This is a genomic window from Methylobacterium sp. GXS13 (assembly GCF_001455965.1).
In the GTDB taxonomy this organism is placed as follows: domain Bacteria; phylum Pseudomonadota; class Alphaproteobacteria; order Rhizobiales; family Beijerinckiaceae; genus Methylobacterium.
Map to the genome: position 1 here is coordinate 1 of NZ_LKKO01000084.1, position 16,245 is coordinate 16,245.

Annotated in this window: 13 protein-coding genes and 3 pseudogenes; 7 read left to right on the top strand and 9 right to left on the bottom strand. The window is 68.5% G+C overall.

Annotation, left to right across the window (positions count from 1 at the left end):
* From AO398_RS25010 to AO398_RS25020, 3 genes and pseudogenes are all read left to right on the top strand, one after another.
* Positions 1-265 (top strand): annotated as a pseudogene (locus AO398_RS25010) (FADH(2)-oxidizing methylenetetrahydrofolate--tRNA-(uracil(54)-C(5))-methyltransferase TrmFO); the annotation flags it as partial.
* A 168-nt stretch (positions 266-433) separates the two neighbouring features.
* Positions 434-1,639: a Zn-dependent hydrolase gene (locus AO398_RS25015; protein ID WP_058194878.1), complete on the top strand. Its 1,206-nt coding sequence runs from the start codon at positions 434-436 to the stop codon at positions 1,637-1,639.
* 1,183 nt (positions 1,640-2,822) lie between these two features.
* Complete coding sequence (locus tag AO398_RS25020) at positions 2,823-3,467, top strand: glycosyltransferase family A protein (protein WP_152997648.1); 645 nt, start codon at positions 2,823-2,825, stop codon at positions 3,465-3,467.
* A 240-nt stretch (positions 3,468-3,707) separates the two neighbouring features.
* Here AO398_RS25020 and AO398_RS25025 read toward each other — a convergent pair.
* The 4 genes and pseudogenes from AO398_RS25025 to AO398_RS25040 form a co-directional block, all read right to left on the bottom strand.
* Positions 3,708-4,903: pseudogene (locus AO398_RS25025) on the bottom strand (IS256 family transposase).
* 108 nt (positions 4,904-5,011) lie between these two features.
* Positions 5,012-5,331: pseudogene (locus tag AO398_RS25030) on the bottom strand (transposase); the annotation flags it as partial.
* Positions 5,332-5,453: 122 nt separating this feature from the next.
* A complete protein-coding gene (locus tag AO398_RS29765) occupies positions 5,454-6,173 on the bottom strand; it encodes a CatB-related O-acetyltransferase (RefSeq protein ID WP_058194881.1) in 720 nt (239 codons plus the stop codon).
* Positions 6,170-10,066: a glycosyltransferase gene (locus tag AO398_RS25040; protein ID WP_058194882.1), complete on the bottom strand. Its 3,897-nt coding sequence runs from the start codon at positions 10,064-10,066 to the stop codon at positions 6,170-6,172. The genes AO398_RS29765 and AO398_RS25040 overlap by 4 nt, the downstream gene beginning before the upstream one ends.
* Positions 10,067-10,264: 198 nt before the next feature.
* Between AO398_RS25040 and AO398_RS25045 the strand changes: the two genes are divergently transcribed.
* Genes AO398_RS25045 through AO398_RS25055 form a run of 3 tightly spaced genes read left to right on the top strand, consistent with a single transcriptional unit; the run spans position 10,265 to position 12,462 of the window.
* On the top strand, positions 10,265-10,594 hold the full coding sequence (locus AO398_RS25045) for a hypothetical protein (RefSeq protein ID WP_058194883.1): 330 nt from the start codon (positions 10,265-10,267) through the stop codon (positions 10,592-10,594).
* 18 nt (positions 10,595-10,612) lie between these two features.
* Positions 10,613-11,527, top strand: coding sequence for a glycosyltransferase family 2 protein (locus AO398_RS25050; protein ID WP_058194884.1), 915 nt, complete (start codon positions 10,613-10,615; stop codon positions 11,525-11,527).
* A complete protein-coding gene (locus AO398_RS25055) occupies positions 11,524-12,462 on the top strand; it encodes a glycosyltransferase family 2 protein (RefSeq protein ID WP_058194885.1) in 939 nt (312 codons plus the stop codon). Before AO398_RS25050 ends, AO398_RS25055 begins: the two co-directional genes overlap by 4 nt.
* Here the strand turns inward: AO398_RS25055 and rutC are convergent, their stop codons facing one another.
* From rutC to rutA, 3 genes are read right to left on the bottom strand one after another with little or no spacing between them, the layout of a single operon-like run.
* The gene (gene rutC, locus AO398_RS25060) at positions 12,463-12,849 is read right to left on the bottom strand and encodes a pyrimidine utilization protein C (protein WP_058194886.1); all 387 of its coding nucleotides are present in this window, start codon (positions 12,847-12,849) and stop codon (positions 12,463-12,465) included.
* Positions 12,850-12,893: 44 nt separating this feature from the next.
* Complete coding sequence (gene rutB, locus AO398_RS25065) at positions 12,894-13,631, bottom strand: pyrimidine utilization protein B (RefSeq protein ID WP_058194887.1); 738 nt, start codon at positions 13,629-13,631, stop codon at positions 12,894-12,896.
* A 16-nt stretch (positions 13,632-13,647) separates the two neighbouring features.
* Positions 13,648-14,742 (bottom strand): pyrimidine utilization protein A, encoded by a 1,095-nt coding sequence (gene rutA / locus AO398_RS25070; RefSeq protein WP_058194890.1) that lies wholly within the window; start codon positions 14,740-14,742, stop codon positions 13,648-13,650.
* Positions 14,743-15,058: 316 nt separating this feature from the next.
* Between rutA and AO398_RS25075 the strand changes: the two genes are divergently transcribed.
* Positions 15,059-15,472, top strand: coding sequence for a DUF4864 domain-containing protein (locus AO398_RS25075; protein ID WP_058194888.1), 414 nt, complete (start codon positions 15,059-15,061; stop codon positions 15,470-15,472).
* A gap of 24 nt (positions 15,473-15,496) precedes the next feature.
* Here AO398_RS25075 and AO398_RS25080 read toward each other — a convergent pair whose 3' ends face one another.
* The gene (locus AO398_RS25080) at positions 15,497-15,973 is read right to left on the bottom strand and encodes a hypothetical protein (protein ID WP_058194889.1); all 477 of its coding nucleotides are present in this window, start codon (positions 15,971-15,973) and stop codon (positions 15,497-15,499) included.
* Between the two features lie 70 nt (positions 15,974-16,043).
* The coding region (locus AO398_RS25085; protein WP_152997649.1) for a hypothetical protein at positions 16,044-16,245 on the bottom strand (202 nt) is incomplete at its 5' end.

Here is a 16,245-nt window from a genome sequence, read left to right on the forward strand (position 1 = left end):
CCCCCCGACCCCCCATACCCCCGGCGGCCATGGCGGGGCGGCCGGCGGGCCCAACGCCCCGCCCCCTTCCCGGCCGAGGACCGTCACTTCCGGCCTGTCCCCGCCCCTGGCCCAGGCCCCCCGCAACGAGACCGGCCGCCGCCTGCGCGGGCCTGAGAAGGCCGTGCTGAAGCGGCGGGCGCTCACCGACCGCGCCAGGGCCGACCTCGGGGCCTGGATGGCGGGCGCCCCTACGGTGGATTGGCGGCCCGCGGCGGCAGAGTAGCGCGGCGGGTCATGGTTTCGAAAGGTCCGTGACCTTTCGCGGGTGCAGGGCTCAAGCCCTGCTGTCGGGCTCCGCCCCGACACCCCGCCAAAGGGCTCACCCTTTGGAAACCCCGTCGGCGCGCATGGCGCTTGCACGGTCCGGGCTTTCAGCATCCAGGCCCGAAGCATGACCGAGATCGACACCGAAGCTTTCCTGGCCGACCTCTACGCCCTGCGCGAGATCGGCCGGTTCCGCACCGGCGTCCATCGGCCGACCTTCTCGCCCCAGGACATGGAATCGCGCCGCTGGCTGATGGCCCAGATCGAGGCCTGCGGCCTTGAGGCGTCGATCGACGGGATCGGCAACGTACTCGGGCGCCATTGCGAGCCCGGACCCCACCTCCTGGTCGGCAGCCACATCGAGACCCAGAACGAGGCCGGCTGGCTCGACGGGGCGCTGGGAGTGGTCGCCGGGCTGGCTCTGGCCCGGGCCGGGCTGCCGGTCGATGTCGTCGCCTTCGCGGACGAGGAAGGGCACTTCTCCGGCGGCTTCCTGGGCAGCCGCTCGGCGATCGGCGACTTGACCGAGGCCGAGATCGATGCCGCCCGCAACCGCACCGACGGCACGCCCCTGCGCGCGGCCCTCGAATCCGCCGGGCTCGTCGGATTGCCGCGGATGCGGCTCGATCCGGCCCGCTATCGGGGCTTTCTGGAACTGCATATCGAGCAGGGCACGCAGCTCGAATCCGCTGGCCTGCATCTCGGCGTGGTCAGCGGCATCGTGGCGATCTGGCAATTCCAGATCGTGTTCGCAGGCAACCAGGACCATGCCGGCGGCACCACCATGGCCGAACGTCGGGATGCGGGGCTCTCGGCGGTGCGCCTGCTCGCGGCGATCGACCGGGAATTTCCCAAGATCTGCGGCCCGCGCAGCACTTGGACCACGGGGCGGATCACCCTGGATCCCGGCGGCTACAGCATCATCCCGGGCCGCGCCGAGGTGGCCTTCCAGTTCCGGGACGTGTCGATCCCGGTGCTGGAGCGGATGGAAGCGTGCCTCGAGGCGCTGGTGTGTGAATCGAACCGGCGCGAGCGCTGCCCCGCCACGCTCACGGCTCTATCGAAAGCGATCCCCGCCCCCTGCGACCCGGACCTCATGCGCGCCCTCTCGGAGGCCGCCGAGCTGGTCTGCCCCGGTCGCTGGCAGGTGATGCCCTCGGGCGCTGGCCACGACGCCCAGAACATCGCCCGGATCCTCCCGGCCGCGATGCTGTTCGTCCCGTCGATCGGCGGCATCAGCCACCATTGGGCGGAGGATACCAGCGACGTGGACCTAGCCTTCGGGGTGCGCGCGCTTGGCGCGGCGGCGGGGGAGGTGTTGGGGGGGACATGATAGGTTCCGGTGCAACCAAAACGGCTGATTAGGTTCAGGATCGGGAGCATCCTCGCGAAGCTCGTTCGCAGCTTGGCCAGAGGACCGGCGCTTGCAGACCCTGCCGATCAACCGCAGGCTGGTGTCATCGGGACACGCGAGCGGACGGCGTGTGCCGGCAGGCCAGGCCTGGAACAGCCAGCACGTCCTCCATGTGGCTCACGAGCGCCGCAGACTCCGCGGGCGGGATGCTCCTCATCTTGCGTATTTACGACGAGAATGGGGTTCCACCATAGTTCCGCCGAACCAGTTCATGGTTCAGGCGGGACAGCTCCACCGGCACGACCGATATGATCGGCCGAGAGCAACTTTCAGATGCCGCAGGCTCCAGCGCCCGTGGTTTTGCTTCAAGTCGAAATATGCATCTTCAGAACAAAGATTATATTTTATTCGACAAAAATATTTTTCAAGTCGGCACGATAGAATAGACATCATTGTAGTTGAATTTTATAGGATAATAAGGCAATAAATTTGCGACACATCGGATTGTGCAAATCAGGCCGCCCAAATTTAGATTGGGTTATCCACAAGACGCATTCATCTGCCGAAATACGGGGTCATATTCAATCAAACATTATTTTTCCGGAAGCAAAAAATTGAATTAGGTGAGTACATGCTATTGGTAAAAGTATTTATGTATAGACAATTTATATAAATAAAATAAATTTATCGCTTCACTGTGGGCACCTGATGCTCGTTGACATCGCTTGCTGATCAAGATGATAAGCCGTGAAGATCAGGGACGAACGACCTAAAAATTCATTTCTGTCCCGGCAGCGGTATGAATTGTTTTTAGTTTGAGATAATATATCAAATAAAATCTTTCAACCTGAAATTTTATACGTCAAGACAGCGAATGTTCCGCGTGTTTTTATGACTCTATCTTGCGAAGGTATGGGGCCTGTCATTTATTTGCACACTAACGTAGATCGGCAAGATTAAATTTCTGTTAGGGTCTGTAGATTCGGGATTGTACCACAGATGACATCCAGAATGCGATCGATCGGTGTAATCATACCGTCTCGTCTGCAGCAGATTGGTCCCAATGCCTATTTGCTGGAGCGCGCCATTGCCAGCGCCCTGGCTCAGAAGATCGTCGCGGAAGGTCGAGTCTCGCTCAGCTTTATCGTCGGGATTGATGCTGGTGCAAGCATCCCTCCACGTCTTGCTGAGCGGAGTGACATCGTTTGGGCTTCCAGCAATGCCGCCTCGCAGGGGGGGGGCTCTCAACGCCGCGATCGACGCTGCGGGAGATCGATTCGAGTACATCGCGCTTCTTGAGGATGATGATCGCTGGGATCCGCAATACCTCGCTTTGAGCTTGGCCGCTCTGGATAGCTATGGCTTTGTCTCAACGACGCAGCTTGAGGTCGACGAATACGGCCAAATTGTCCGCATCAACGATTTTCCGACGCCATCAGGCTGGATAATGCCGTTTGAGACGCTCCGGCGGGTGGGACGCTTCGACTCGGCCTTACGCTGGCATCTCGACAATGAATGGCTCGGCCGTCTCGCCGAAAGCAGGATCAAACGCTGCCATCTCGTTGACGCGATGGCGCCGAACAGCCTCGCGCTGGCGGAACAGGTGCGCCCTTGGCTTGCCAACGTCGTGCGTTTGGGAGGAGACAACGTGGAAGTTCAGCGCCACACGGTGTTGACCCCATTGGTCACACGGTTGGTTCATTCCCGATCCGGCACGGCCCAGATCGCAGTCGATCCCGTTCTTAAGAAACAGAGTCAGACAGAGTATAAGATACTCATCGAGCGGTACGGCCGCATTCCCTGGTGAGACATCCCCAGGCATAATGCGCACGTTTTTCTGCGAACGCTGCCTGAGATCAGCGATACGGAATTAAGCAGATTGCTTACAGTCCCACCATAAATCGCGTTGGAGATTGCGCTTCGAGGTTGAGGGTAGCAAGTATCCGCGTTCGTCGAACGGGATTAGCACGAACGAAGCAAGATCGTGTCCCTGAGCGTGGTGTAGCTCGCGGAGGGCCACCACGATCACCGGCTTGGGCCGGGCGGATCAGGCTGCCAGGGTCGGCAGGCTGACGAGGGGATCATGGCCGGTCGGGGCGATGCTGTCCAGGGTGATGTAGCGGGAGCGCTGGACGGCCCACTCGTCGTTCTGCTCCAGCAGGATCGCACCGACGAGGCAGGTGATGGCTCTTGGGGAAGATGCCGACCACCTCGGTCCGGCGCTTGATCTCGCCGTTCAGGCGCTCCAGCGGGTTCGTGGAGTGGAGCTTGACCCGGTGGGTGGCCGGGAAGCCCATGTAGGCCAGCACGTCGGGCTCGGCCGTGTCCATCAGGGTCGCGAGCTTAGGCACCTTGGGCCCGGAGCTGGTCGGCCACCCGCCGCCACTGGAGCCGGGCCGTTTCGGCGTCATCCTGGGCAAACGCGGTGGCGATGAAGGCGGAGACGACACGCCGCCCCCTGCGCCCGGCATGGGCGAGGAGGTTGCGCATGAAGTGGACGCGGCAGCGCTGCCAGGTCGCGTTCATGACCTTGGCCACCGACGCCTTGATGCCCTCATGGGCGTCCGAGATGACCAGCTTGACCCCGCGCAGCCCCCGGCGGGCGAGCTTGCGGAGGAAGTCCGTCCAGAACGTCTCGGCCTCGGAGGGGCCCACGTCCATGCCCAGCACCTCACGACGGCCGTCACCGTTGACGCCCACCGCCACGATCACCGCCATCGAGACGATGCGTCCGTCCTGGCGTACCTTCACGTCAGTCGCATCGATCCAGAGATACGGCCACTCACCCTCGATCGGCCGGTCGAGGAACGCGCCCACGCGCTCGTCGATCTCCTGGCAGAGCCGGCTGACCTGGCTCTTCGACACACCCGTGCCGCCCATGGCTTGGACGAGATCATCGACCGAGCGGGTCGAGATACCCTGGATGTAGGCCTCCTGGATCACGGCGGTGAGCGCCTTCTCGGCCAAGCGTCGCGGCTCCAAGAAGCCGGGGAAGTACGAGCCCTTGCGCAGCTTGGGGATGCGTAAGCCCACCGTGCCGGCGCGCCTCTGCCAATCCCGATCACAATAGCCGTTGCGCTGGACCAGCCGCTCGGCGCTCTTCCCGCCGTGAGCCGCGCCAGTCTGGCCACCGACTTCCAGCTCCATCAGTCGTTCGGCCGCAAAGCCGATCATCTCGCGCAGCAGATCGGCGTCGGCGCTCTTCTCCATCACGCCGCGAAGGCTCATCATCTCGTCGGTCATCGGGGGTCTCTCGGGTTCGGGGTTGGTGCTCGCAACCCGACCCTACCCGGCAACCGCCGATGACCACCCGTCAGCTACACCACCGCCTGGGGCACGACCCCCGGATCCCCGGATGCCGTCCACCGCCTGTCGGCGTCGCTCGGGGGCTACAAGTTTCCCGAGGCGATGTCCGCCAGCACCTGCCTCTCCAAAGATAAATCGGCCACCAGGCGACGAAGCCAGGCGTTTTCGCGCTCCAGATCCTTCATCTTCTCGGCCTGATCGACCTTCAGGCCGCCGTATTCCTTGCGCCAGCAATAATAGCTCTGCTCAGAGATTTCCGCCTCCCTGCATGCAAGGGCAAAACTCTTGCCCTGAGCTGTCTGCACCTCGATCTGGCGCAGCTTGAGCACGATCTGCTCCGCGTTCGTCTTCTGACCTCGCCGCATGTCCGACTCCTCCGGTCCTGGCTGATCCTCTCAATCAGCCCGGTCCAAAGCCAGCCGGTCAGGTCACGGCCGACGCGCTGGTGGCGGCGTTCGCGCGGTTTACCGAGGCGGGCGCGTGAGCCTCAGGCGCCCGGGATCAGCGATTGGATCGGGATCAGGTCCGGGCGGTATTCCTGCATCCCGCCGGCGATGCGCTCCTCGACGGCGTCGAGGAATGTCTCGGGGTCGGTGATCGAGCACTGGCGCAGGTCCCAGAAGGCGTAGCGCCACCAGCGCACCGCGAGGTAGCGCTCGATCAGCTTGTCGGGAAAGCGCATCTTCACGACCCGGGCCGGGCTGCCGGCCACGATCGCGTAGGGCGGCACGTCCTTGGTCACCACCGCCATGGCGCCGATGATCGCCCCGTCGCCGATGGTGATGTCGGGCATCAGGAACGCGCCGTGGCCGATATAGACGTCGTTGCCGATGCGCACGCGCTTGGGCCACAGGTAGGGGCCGCAGATCTCGTAATCCTCGGCGCGCGGATCGAGGCGGTCGAACACCGCCGAATGGTGCGTGTAGAACAGCGGCGAGGTCGAGCCGCAATGCACCGGGTGGCTGCCGCGCCCGTCCTGCACGCTCTCGCCGATCGAGCAGTAGCGGGCGATGTCGGCGCCGAAATAATAGCCGCTCACCGCGTAGGAGAACGCCCCCATGGTGAGGCAGTAATCGATCCCCATCCACTTGATGCTGCAGGGCGGCTCGAAGGTGCAATCCTCCGGCAGGCCGAACGGGGCCGGATGCAGCACCGAGATGCCGCGCCGCAGCATCTCCTGCTTCATGTCCTCGTTGACGGAGATCATGCGGCGTCCTCGTCGAGTGGGTTCTTCGCCCCGGATTGGTCCGGAACGTAGTAGTCGCGCATCAGGTCGTCGTACGCGGCCGCCTGGATCGGCACCGAGAGTTCCCCGCCGGCCGTGATGTCGATCGCCAGCAGCCGGTCGTTGAAGGCGGCCGGGTCGTTGGCGAGGGCGTAGGGCAGGACGTGGCCGTTCGGGTAGGTCCGCAGCCGGTCGCCCTGGGCGCCGAGGTCGAAGGCCGCCACCGGCAGGCCGGTCCGCAGCGCCAGGGTCAGGGCGTAGGAGTAGGTCTCGGGCCAGATCGCCGGCAGCAGGATCAGGTCGGCGGAGGTCCGCCAGACGAGATCGAGCGCCTCGTCGTCGCCGGCATAGCGACCGGTCTGGCTCACCCCCGCCCGCTCCAGGCCGCCCGCGAGCGCCGGATCGGAGAAGCCCACGATCGCGAAGCGCAGCGGCAGCTTGCGGTCCTGCGCGTCGGTCGCCAGCGCCTGGAGGAACAGGCCGCCCTTGGTCGCGCTGATCGCGCCGAGCACGGCGACCCGGCGCACACGGCCTGGCCGGCGCAGGGCGGTGGAGCGCACGCTCCGGTCGTGCTCGACATGCGGCCGCACTGTGATCGCCAGGTCCGGGTACACCGCCCCGATCCGCCCCGCGGTGTCGGCGGACGGCGCGAACACCCGCGCCGCCCCGGCCAGGAACCGCCCGAACACGGCCCGGGGCGCCTCCGGATCCGGTTCCTCGTAGCCGTCCGCGTCCGAGGCCAGGCAGTCCCGGCACACCGGCACCGGCGCCAGGCCGCAATAGCGCCCGTCCGGCATCACCAGGTGGTTGCGGTGGCACACCGGCGAGAAGTCGTGCAGCGTCCAGGCGTAGGGCCGGCCCGAGCCGGACACGAGATCCATCAAGGCGCGGGCCGCGTTCCAGCGCAGGCCCGCCAGCGAGTGCACGTGGATCAGCAGCGGCGCCAACTGCTCGACGAAGGCGGCCACCGCGTCGGCATCGCGGGGCAGGTACAGGCTATCCAGGCTCGGCAGGTACACGAACTCGCGGCTGCGGTACGAGACGTTGACCTGGATGTTCCGGGCCCGGTCGACCGAGAGCAGCACCACGGCCGTGCCCTCGGCTTTGAGCCGGGCGATCATGTCGTCGATGTGCCGCTGGATGCCCCCGCCCCAGCTATGGGTCACGAACAGCAAAGCCCGGCCGCGGAAGTGCCGGGCGAGCCGGTACAGGTCGAGCCGCGCCCGGCCGCGCCGTCCGGGATCGGCCTGGACGAACTGGCCGACGAGCGCCGGGTAGTCCGGGTGCTTGGCCAGCAAGGCCGCCTGGCCCTGGTCGTACTCGCCGCCCGGGTCGAGCCCGAACGAGATCTGCCCGGCATGGTAGACGTACACGTCCTCGGCGAGCAGGTTGGAGAACCCGGCCTTGCGGGCGCGCAGGCACCAGTCGTTCTCCTCGCCGTAGCCCTTGCCGAAGGCGACCTCATCGAGGACCCCGACCGCGTCGAGCGCCGCGGCGGTCATGTACATGCAGAAGCCGACGCCCGTGGGGACTTCCACGGCGTGGCCGCGATTGATCTGCGCCGCCGCCCGGTCGAGTTCCGGACGGGAGATCTCGAGCGCCATGGCGTTGTTGGCGTTGAACTTCGGGTAGCTGCAGATGGTGGCGTTGCTGGACAGCGGCGTGATGCTTCCGACCCGCGGTCGCGTCTCGGCATGGGCGACCAGGCGGTCGAGCCAGTCGCCGAACACCTGGGCGTCGGAGTTGAGCAGGACCACGGCCTTGCCCTGGCGCAGGGACAGGCCGCGGTTGACCGAGCGGACGAAGCCGAGATTTTCCCGGTTCTCGACGAGGTGGAACAGGCCGCGGCCGGCCAGCTCGGCGAGCTCCGCGGTCAGCTGCGGGTCGGGCGATCGGTCGTTGACGGCGAGCAGGGTGAACGGGGTCTTTTGCGGGGCGGACAGGCAGGCGTGGATGGCGCGCAGGGTCTCGCCGTGGCCCTTGTAGACCGGCACGATCACGACGACCCGGGCCTGGGCGAGGGTGAGCGCGCGGGGCAGGCCGTCCCAGTCCTGCGGTTCGGGGGCCTCCATGAGCGGCCAGCTGCCGAGATCCTCGGGGCAGCCCATCAGCCCGGCGGCGCGGCCGGTGCGGACGTAATGCAGGAATGGCGTCTCGCCCGGCGCAAGAAGATGGCCGTAAGTCTCCGCGTAGAACGCGATCGAGAAGCGCTTGTTGGGATCGCGGCCCTCGTGCTGGCCGTAGGCGACGAAATGGCCGAGCGGGCCGCCTGCCGCGCCGGCGACGTCGGGATTGCGCTTGGCGTAATACGCCGCGTCGAAATACGGCTCGAACAGCCGCACCTGCTCCGCCAGGGCGTCCGCCTCCGAGGGCGGTGGGCCGTAGCGCGGGTCGAACCGCCCGGCCGCGATGTCGGTGCCGTGCAGCAGCGCCGTGGCGAGGTGGTGGACCAGGGGCGCGATGCCGGTCTCCCGCACCCAGGGATGCGCGTCGCCATAGGCCTGCCCGTTGAAGTCGGCGCGCGGGTTGCGGCCCTGGCGCCAGCCGGTGGTGCAATAGTCGCGGACGGCGTCGACATCCTCCGCCAGGCCGTAGCGCTGGCGGTAGAAGGCGTGGTCGAAATGCAGCGCCACCAGCCCGGCCTGCAGGTCCAGGGACGCCATCCGATCCGGGGGCGGGCGGCCGATCGCGCCGAGCCAGAGCGTGTCCTCCACGGGCGGATGCGCCGGGCGCAGGCCGCAGACCCGCAGCAGCGCGTCGAGCGTCGAGCGACCCGGGCCCGGATCGCGCAGCTCCCGCCAGCCGCTGGTGGCGAAGTGCAGGTAGGGTGTGGTCTCCTGGACGTCCGCGTAGGTTGCCCGGTACCAGGCCTCGTCCACCGCCGGGACGTTCAGCCTGTCCGTGCCCGCGAAGGGCGTTTTCCCGGAGAGCCGGGTCTCGGCGACGTACCGGAAGAACGGGTCGCCGATCACTGCCCGGCTGGCGGCGCGCGCCTGCACGAAGCCGGCCGGGTCGAAATCCTGGCGCGGGCTGCGCATCTTCCGCCAGCCGCCGGCTACATAAGTGCGGAGCAATTCGGTGTCGGAGGCCTCGGCGAGTTCCTGGGCTTCCCGCTCGTCCAATCCGTCCCGGTAGTAGGCGGCGTCGAAATAGGGCGCGAGCGTCTCGGCCTGAAGTCCGAAAAGATCCTCCGGTTCGGGCCGGGCCGGGCCGCCGTGCAGGACGTAGTGCACCAGCGGGTTCTGGGTCGCGTACGCGATGTTTCGGGTCAGGCAGTAGGCCAGGGTGTCGAAATGCGGCGACGGCTCCCGGCCCTCGCGCCAGCCGGAGGCCATGTAGTGGGCCACCGGGTCGACGCCGGCCGCCTGCAGGTCGGGGTTGTGGGCGAGGTAGAACGCCCCGTCCACGAGGCGGCGGGCCAAGCGCTCGGCCTGCCTGGTGTCGGGCTTGGGCAGGACATCGCCTTTGGCGCGCTGCGCCGTCACCCAGTGCAGGAACGGGTTGATGCCGGCGGCAGCGAGATATGGCCGCGCGGTCAGGTAGTCGGCGGTGCAAAAATCCGGTCGTGGATCCCGGCCCGCGCGCCAGCCGACGGTGAGGTAGTCCCGGACCGGATCGACCGTGATGCCGTACCAGCTCGCGTAGAAGCCCGCATCGACATACGGCTCCAGCGCCGCGATCAGGCGTGCTTCGAGATCGTCGCCGGCACCCGCGCCGGCCCAGCGGGCCTGCAAAGCGGTGGGCCGGCCCAGCGGATCACTGATCCGGCGCCAGCCCAAGCGCAGGGCGCGCGCGGAGTCGACGGCACCGCGCGCGACCGGCCGGCCGATGCGGCGCTTGAACCGCCCGATTGTCGGGGGCAAACCGAGGCGCATCTCAGGGCTCTGCGGGGGAACGTGCGCCGCGTGCCGTCACGAGGCGCGGCATCCGTCGGCCGCCTTCGGGGTCGACGCGGTCGAGGCGCTGGTCTCGGATCGGCTCATGGTCGGCAGCGTCGGGGGCGGGCGTGTCTCGGAGGCGGGCGTCGCATTCTTCGCCCGTCGAACTAACGGAACCGGCCGAGTCCGTAAACCATGGGCCGGTCCGTCCTCGGCCTGCGCGGCTGCGCGACCCGGCCTAGCCGCTTGTCGGCGACCGGGGTCCGCGATATCGAAACGCCGCCCTCGCGCAGCGTGCCGGATATCGGAACCGGCACGGTGCACGAGGTCTATGCTTCAGATCGTCTTTTTCCGAAAGACGGCAGCCACCGTTCGGGACGATGCTGTATCGAGACCGAATCGACGCCATACGCCGCCGCGCCGGCTTTCCCTTCCGGCATCTCCTCTCGATCGATCCCTTCGATGCCGACCCGCGGACCCCTCGACGCCGAACAGGCCGCCACCGCCACGGTGGAGCGGGCGTGAGCCGCCGGAGCCCGGCCCGTGCCTGATCCCGGACTGGGCCGCCTCGCGCTCGGCATCACCCTGTTCCGGCCAAGCCGGGACCAAGTGGACCGGGTGCTGGCGCACGCCGCGTCCGGATTCGCCGGGGTGATCGCCTTCGACGATGGCGGCCTGCCCGCCGGGGAGGCGGAGCGGATCGCCCGGGCCGGCGTGACCCTGCTGGCGGCGGGGCGCAATGTCGGCATCGCCGAGGCGCTCAACCGGATCACCGCGGCGGCCCGGGCGGCGGGCGCGGACACCCTGCTGCTGCTCGACCAGGATGCCGAGCCGCCCGCGGGGCTCCCCGCGGCGCTGCTCGCCGCCCTCGCCCGGCTCCGGGATGCCGCGATCCCGGTGGCGGTCGTGGGGCCGGCCCCCGCCCCGGCCGCCGGCCACAAGGCGCCGGCCTACCCGCCCCGCCCCGGCGCGCCGGCCTGCGGAGCCCTCCCCCCAGCCTCTAGCCCCCTCGCCCCGGTGCAGTTCCTGGCGACCTCGGGCTCGCTGATCGACCTCGACGCCCTCGCCCGGATCGGCCCGTTCCGCGCCGACTTCTTTATCGACGGCGTCGAGCTGGAATGGTGCTTTCGCGCCTGGAGCCTGGGCTTGGGCTGCTACCTCGCCCGGGACGTCGCGATCCCGCACCGGGTCGGGGGCGGGGTGATCCGCGGCTTCGGGATCGCGATGCCGCGCCAGCCCCTGTTCCGCATGGCGACCTATCTGCGCAACGCCGTCTATGCCTGGCGCCTGCCGCACGTGCCCCTGCGCTGGAAGCTCGCCCAGGCCGCCTACCTGCCGCTCCAGGCCGGCCTGTACTGGGCGGATTCGGGCTGGCGGCCGGCCGTGCTGTTGCGGCTGCTCGCGGCCGTCCGCGACGGTGCCCTCGGGCGCCTCGGCCCGCCCCGGGATCGCCCATGACGGACCGTGCCGTCCTCGACGTGGTGATCGTCAACTGGAACGGCGGCGCCCTGCTCCGGGCCTGCCTGGCAAGCCTCGCTTCGGTGCAGGAGGCCGCCACCGTGCAGGTCATTGTGGTCGACAACGCCTCGCAGGACGGCTCGGCGGACGGCCTGCCCGCCCTGCCCCGCCCGCTCCGGCTGATCCGCAACGCCGAGAATCGCGGCTTCGGCCGGGCCTGCGACCAGGGCGCGGCCGCCGGGGACGCCCCGGCGATCCTGTTCCTCAACCCGGACACGCAGGTCGCCCCGGATGCCCTCCGGCTGGCCCGGGACGCCCTGACGGCCGATCCGCGCACCGGGATCGTCGGCGCCCGGCTGGTCGATCCGGACGGGCGGACCGCCCGCTCCTGCGCCCGGGCGCCCACCGGTCTCGGCCTGCTCGGCCGCGCCCTTGCGCTGGACCGGCTCGGCCTCGTCCGGCCGCATTTTCTGGTCGAATGGGATCACGCCGACGACCGCGCCGTCGGCCAGGTGATGGGCGCGTTCCTGATGATCCGCCGGGACCTGTTCGCGGCGCTGGACGGCTTCGACCCGCGCTTCTTCGTCTACTGGGAAGATGCCGACCTCTGCACCCGCGCCCGCGCCGCCGGCTTTTCGGTGCGGCACGTGGCCGGGGCGGTCGCCCACCATGTCGGCCAGGGCACGACCCGGCAGGTGCGGGCGCGGCGGCTGTTCTACTTCCTGCGCAGCCAGATCCTCTATGCGCACAAGCGCCGCGGCCGGGCCGCCGCCCTCGCCCTCACCATGGCGAGTTTTTGCGCGCAGGTGCCGCTGCGGCTCGCCCTGGCGCTTGCCCGCCGCTCGGCCGCCGAGGCCGCGGAGGTGCTGCGCGCGGCCGGCCTCCTGGCCGCCGCCCTGCCCGGCCTCGCGCCGAAGCTGTTGCGGGGGCGCTGATCAGCGGCCGATATGGGCCACGGAGGCGATCTCCACGAGGGCCTCGGGCTTCACGAGGCCGCACTGGATGCAGTAGCGCGCCGGCTTGTCGCCGGGAAAGTAGGCCGCGTAGACCGCGTTGATCGCCGCATAATCGGCCCAGTCCTTCAGGAAGACGTGGTTGAAGGTCACGTCGTCCATCGTGCCGCCCGCGGCCTCGACCACGCCCTTGATCGTCTCCAGCACGTGCCGGGCCTGGGCTCCGGCGTCGCCGACATGGACCACGTTCGCGTCGCCATCGAGCGGCAGCGTGCCCGAGACGTACAGCACCCCGTCGGCCAGGGTGCCGGGCACGTAGGGGGCGAGCGGCTTGCCCGTACCCGGCGGAATGACGACCTGCTTCGGCATTGTTTTGGGACTTTCGCGGTGCGGGTTCGGAGACGGCGGGTGGTTTATTCGGCGGCGGCGCGGGTCTGCGCGGTCAGCGCCGCTTCGAACGAAGCCACGTCCGAGACCCAGCCGAAGAAGGTCTCGATATTGGCGAGCGCCCCCTCGTGCAGGCTCCGCGGCCCGGCCTGGTGGGTGGCGTCGGCCAGGACGATCCCAAAGTACTCCCGGTGGTAGCCGTCCCGCAGGGTCGACTCGACGCAGACATTGGTGGCGATGCCGGTGAAGACCAGCGTGTTCACCCCCCTTGCCCGCAGCATGCTGTCGAGCGGCGTGTTGTAGAAGCCGCTGTAGCGCGGCTTGCCCAGCACGATGTCCCCGGGCTCCGGCTTCAGGGCGTCGACCAGGGCGTAGTCCCACGAGCCCTTGGCCAGGAGCTGCGCGTTCATGTCGGGCCGCCGCCGCATGGTCTTGAGGGCGTTGGACTTGTGCCAGTTCGGCGAGCCCGGGCCGCCGGCCTCGACATAGTCCGGGTCCCAGCCGTTCTGGAACCACAGGATCCGGATGCCCGCCGCCCGGGCCGCCGCCACCGCCTTGATGATCCGGGCGATGACCGGGCCGGTTTCCGAGACGTCGAAGCCCGCCAGATCGAGATAGCCGCCGGGGCTGGCATAGGCGTTCTGCATGTCGACGACGATCAGCGCCGTCGCGGCCGGGTCGAAGGCGATCGGCTCGGGCCGGGCCGGCAGGATCACGCCGCCGTGGCGGCCATGGGGATCGTGGAATCCGGCTTGCCTGTCCATCACGCCATCACCCTCATCACGCGACCTCAGCGAGCGGCGCCGGCACCACGTGCCGGCGGGATTGCATCAGCGGCTGGATCCGGGTCCCGAAGGCGTCGAGACCCTTGAGGAAGTCGTCGAACACCAGCAGCACCCCCTCCACCCCGTCGATCGTCATGATCGCGTCGAGCATCGCGGCCACCTGGGCGTAGCTGCCCACCAGGGTACCCATGTTGAGATTCACCGCCGAGGTCGGATCGGCGAGCTGGCGGACATTGGTGTCGCTGCCGGACTTGGTGTCGGCCGCGCCCTGGATCCCGAGCCAGGCGATCGCCTCGGCATCGGCGCCGGCCTTGTAATGCGCCCAGGTCGCCAGCGCGGCGGCGTCGGTCTCGTCGGCGATGATCATGAACAGGGCGTAGGCGGTCACCTGCCGCCCGGTCTTGGCGCTGGCCTCGGCCAGCCGCTCCACCACGGGCGCGAAGGCGGTCGGCGTGTTGACGCCCTTGCCCAGACAGAAGTTGTAGTCGGCGTAGCGGGCCGTGAAATCCAGGCCGGCCCCGCTCTGCCCGGCGCAGATGATCTTCATCGCCGCCTGCGGCCGGGGGCTCAGGCGGCAGTCGTTCATCTGGAAGAACGTGCCCTTGAGGTCGCTGGCGCCCGTCTCCCACAGCTCGCGCAGAATCTGAGCATACTCCGCTAAATAATCGTACCGCTTGGAGAAATACGCCTCGCCGGGCCATAGGCCCATCTGGTCGTATTCCGGCTTCTGCCAGCCGGTGACGAGGTTCAGGCCGAAGCGGCCATCCGAGATCGAATCGATGGTCGCGGCCATGCGGGCGGTGATCGCCGGGGGCATGCACAGGGTCGCCGCGGTGGCGAACAGCTTGATCCGGGTGGTGACCGCGGCCAGCCCCGCCATCAGGGTGAACGATTCGAGGTTGTGGTCCCAGAACTCGGTCTTGCCGCCGAAGCCGCGCAGCTTGATCATCGACAGGGCGAAATCGAGCCCGTAACCCTCCGCCTTGAGGGTGATCTGCTTGTTGAGTTCGAAGCTCGGCCGGTATTGCGGGGCGTTCTCCGACAGCAGCCAGCCGTTGTTGCCGATCGGGATGAACACCCCGACGCTCATGGCTGGGATGTCCTTGGCCGGGACGTCCTCGGGACAGGTTTCCGCGTCCGGCTGGCTCTGCACCATGGCCCTCTGCTCCGCGCGACCGCCCCATGTGGGCGTGAGTCGGTCTGCGGACGCTCGCAAAACCCGGGCGGAGAATCAAACCCGCACGCCTGTTCGGGGCTGAAAATGCCTCTCTTTCCAGCGACTTGCACAACCGGCGCGCGATGCCTGCACATCCTGCGCGCGCAGTGCTTGCCGACCGCCGTCATCCGTCTAGATGATCAGTCGGCTCAGGTGTCTCATGGGAGGCGCCCGATCGGAGTGACCGTCGATGCGCGTGTGGCTCGCCCTCCTGCTGATCCTCGGCCTCGCGGGGCCGGCCCTGGCCGATGACGGCGCCCGGGCGGCGGCCCGGGCGGTGATCACCAAGCAGGTCGAGGCGCTCGGGCGTGACGACGCGTCGACCGCCTACGCCCAGGCCGCCCCGGCGATCCAGGAGCTGTTCCCGAACGCCGACCTGTTCATCGGCATGGTCCGCAACCAGTACCGCCCGGTCTACCGCCACCGCAGCTTCGTGTTCGGCGAAGGCCGGGATACCGGGGAGGCGGGCGTGATGCAGTCGGTGGCGATCCAGGACGAGTACGGCGTCGACTGGACGGCCGAGTACAGCCTCGCCCGGGACGCGGACGGGTCCTGGCGCATCACCGGCTGCCGCCTGATCAAGGCACCGGGCACGAGCGCCTGACGGCTCTCGCGGTCCGGCCGCGCCCTACGCGGCGGCGAGGCGCTTGGTCTTCCGGATCTGGCCGTCGAGCGCGATGTGGAGTTCGTGCTCCGCGTCGTCCTTCGCCCCCCGCAGCTCGAAATGCTTGGGCTTGCGCGCGGGCACGCCGGCGACCGTGTAGCCCGCGGCCTCCGCGGCCCGGACCGCCAGGGCGGGATCGGCCGGCGGATGATCGGGGCCGTCCTTCCTCGGCCCGTCCTTCTTCGGGGCATCCTTCTCCGGCCAGTCGATCGTGCGGGTCGAGCCGTCCGCCAGGGTGAGGCTCGCGACCTTGATCTCGGAGGGCTTCTGCGTGCCCCGCATCGAGACCCGGTCGCCCACCGCCAGGGTGATGCCGGCGGCCCCCTTCGGGCCGAGATCCGCTAGGATCCGCCCCCCTGCCCCGTCGAGGGCGAATCGGTGCCCGAACACCGCCCAGACGGTGCCGGCGGCGTCGTGCAAATCGGTTTTCGTATCGGTCATATCTTTGATCCTGTCGTGGGTGCCGGCGGGCGGCGGGGTCGCTTCCGAGCTCCGCCGTCGTGGCGAGACGCTATCGGGCGTCGGCGGGCCGCAGCGTCCCGAGCTTGTCGAGGAGCTGCAGGGTGATGTCGGCGCAGGCCTTCATCGAATCCTCGTCGGCGCATTTCACGTCGATCCGGGCGTCGCCCCGCTCGAGCCGGAAATGCGCGCCCTTCGGCGGCGGCGGCGGCGGGCCGTCGGGGCCCGGGCGGGGGTGGGGGCCGCCGGGGGGC

Excerpts from the sequence above, each read along its gene's own strand:
- AO398_RS25015 (WP_058194878.1), top strand. The coding sequence starts at position 434 with ATGACCGAGATCGACACCGAAGCTTTCCTGGCCGACCTCTACGCCCTG.
- AO398_RS29765 (WP_058194881.1), bottom strand. The coding sequence starts at position 6,173 with ATGATCTCCGTCAACGAGGACATGAAGCAGGAGATGCTGCGGCGCGGC.
- AO398_RS25040 (WP_058194882.1), bottom strand. The coding sequence starts at position 10,066 with ATGCGCCTCGGTTTGCCCCCGACAATCGGGCGGTTCAAGCGCCGCATC.
- AO398_RS25045 (WP_058194883.1), top strand. The coding sequence starts at position 10,265 with ATGGGCCGGTCCGTCCTCGGCCTGCGCGGCTGCGCGACCCGGCCTAGC.
- AO398_RS25055 (WP_058194885.1), top strand. The coding sequence starts at position 11,524 with ATGACGGACCGTGCCGTCCTCGACGTGGTGATCGTCAACTGGAACGGC.
- rutC (WP_058194886.1), bottom strand. The coding sequence starts at position 12,849 with ATGCCGAAGCAGGTCGTCATTCCGCCGGGTACGGGCAAGCCGCTCGCC.
- rutB (WP_058194887.1), bottom strand. The coding sequence starts at position 13,631 with ATGGACAGGCAAGCCGGATTCCACGATCCCCATGGCCGCCACGGCGGC.
- rutA (WP_058194890.1), bottom strand. The coding sequence starts at position 14,742 with ATGAGCGTCGGGGTGTTCATCCCGATCGGCAACAACGGCTGGCTGCTG.
- AO398_RS25075 (WP_058194888.1), top strand. The coding sequence starts at position 15,059 with ATGCGCGTGTGGCTCGCCCTCCTGCTGATCCTCGGCCTCGCGGGGCCG.
- AO398_RS25080 (WP_058194889.1), bottom strand. The coding sequence starts at position 15,973 with ATGACCGATACGAAAACCGATTTGCACGACGCCGCCGGCACCGTCTGG.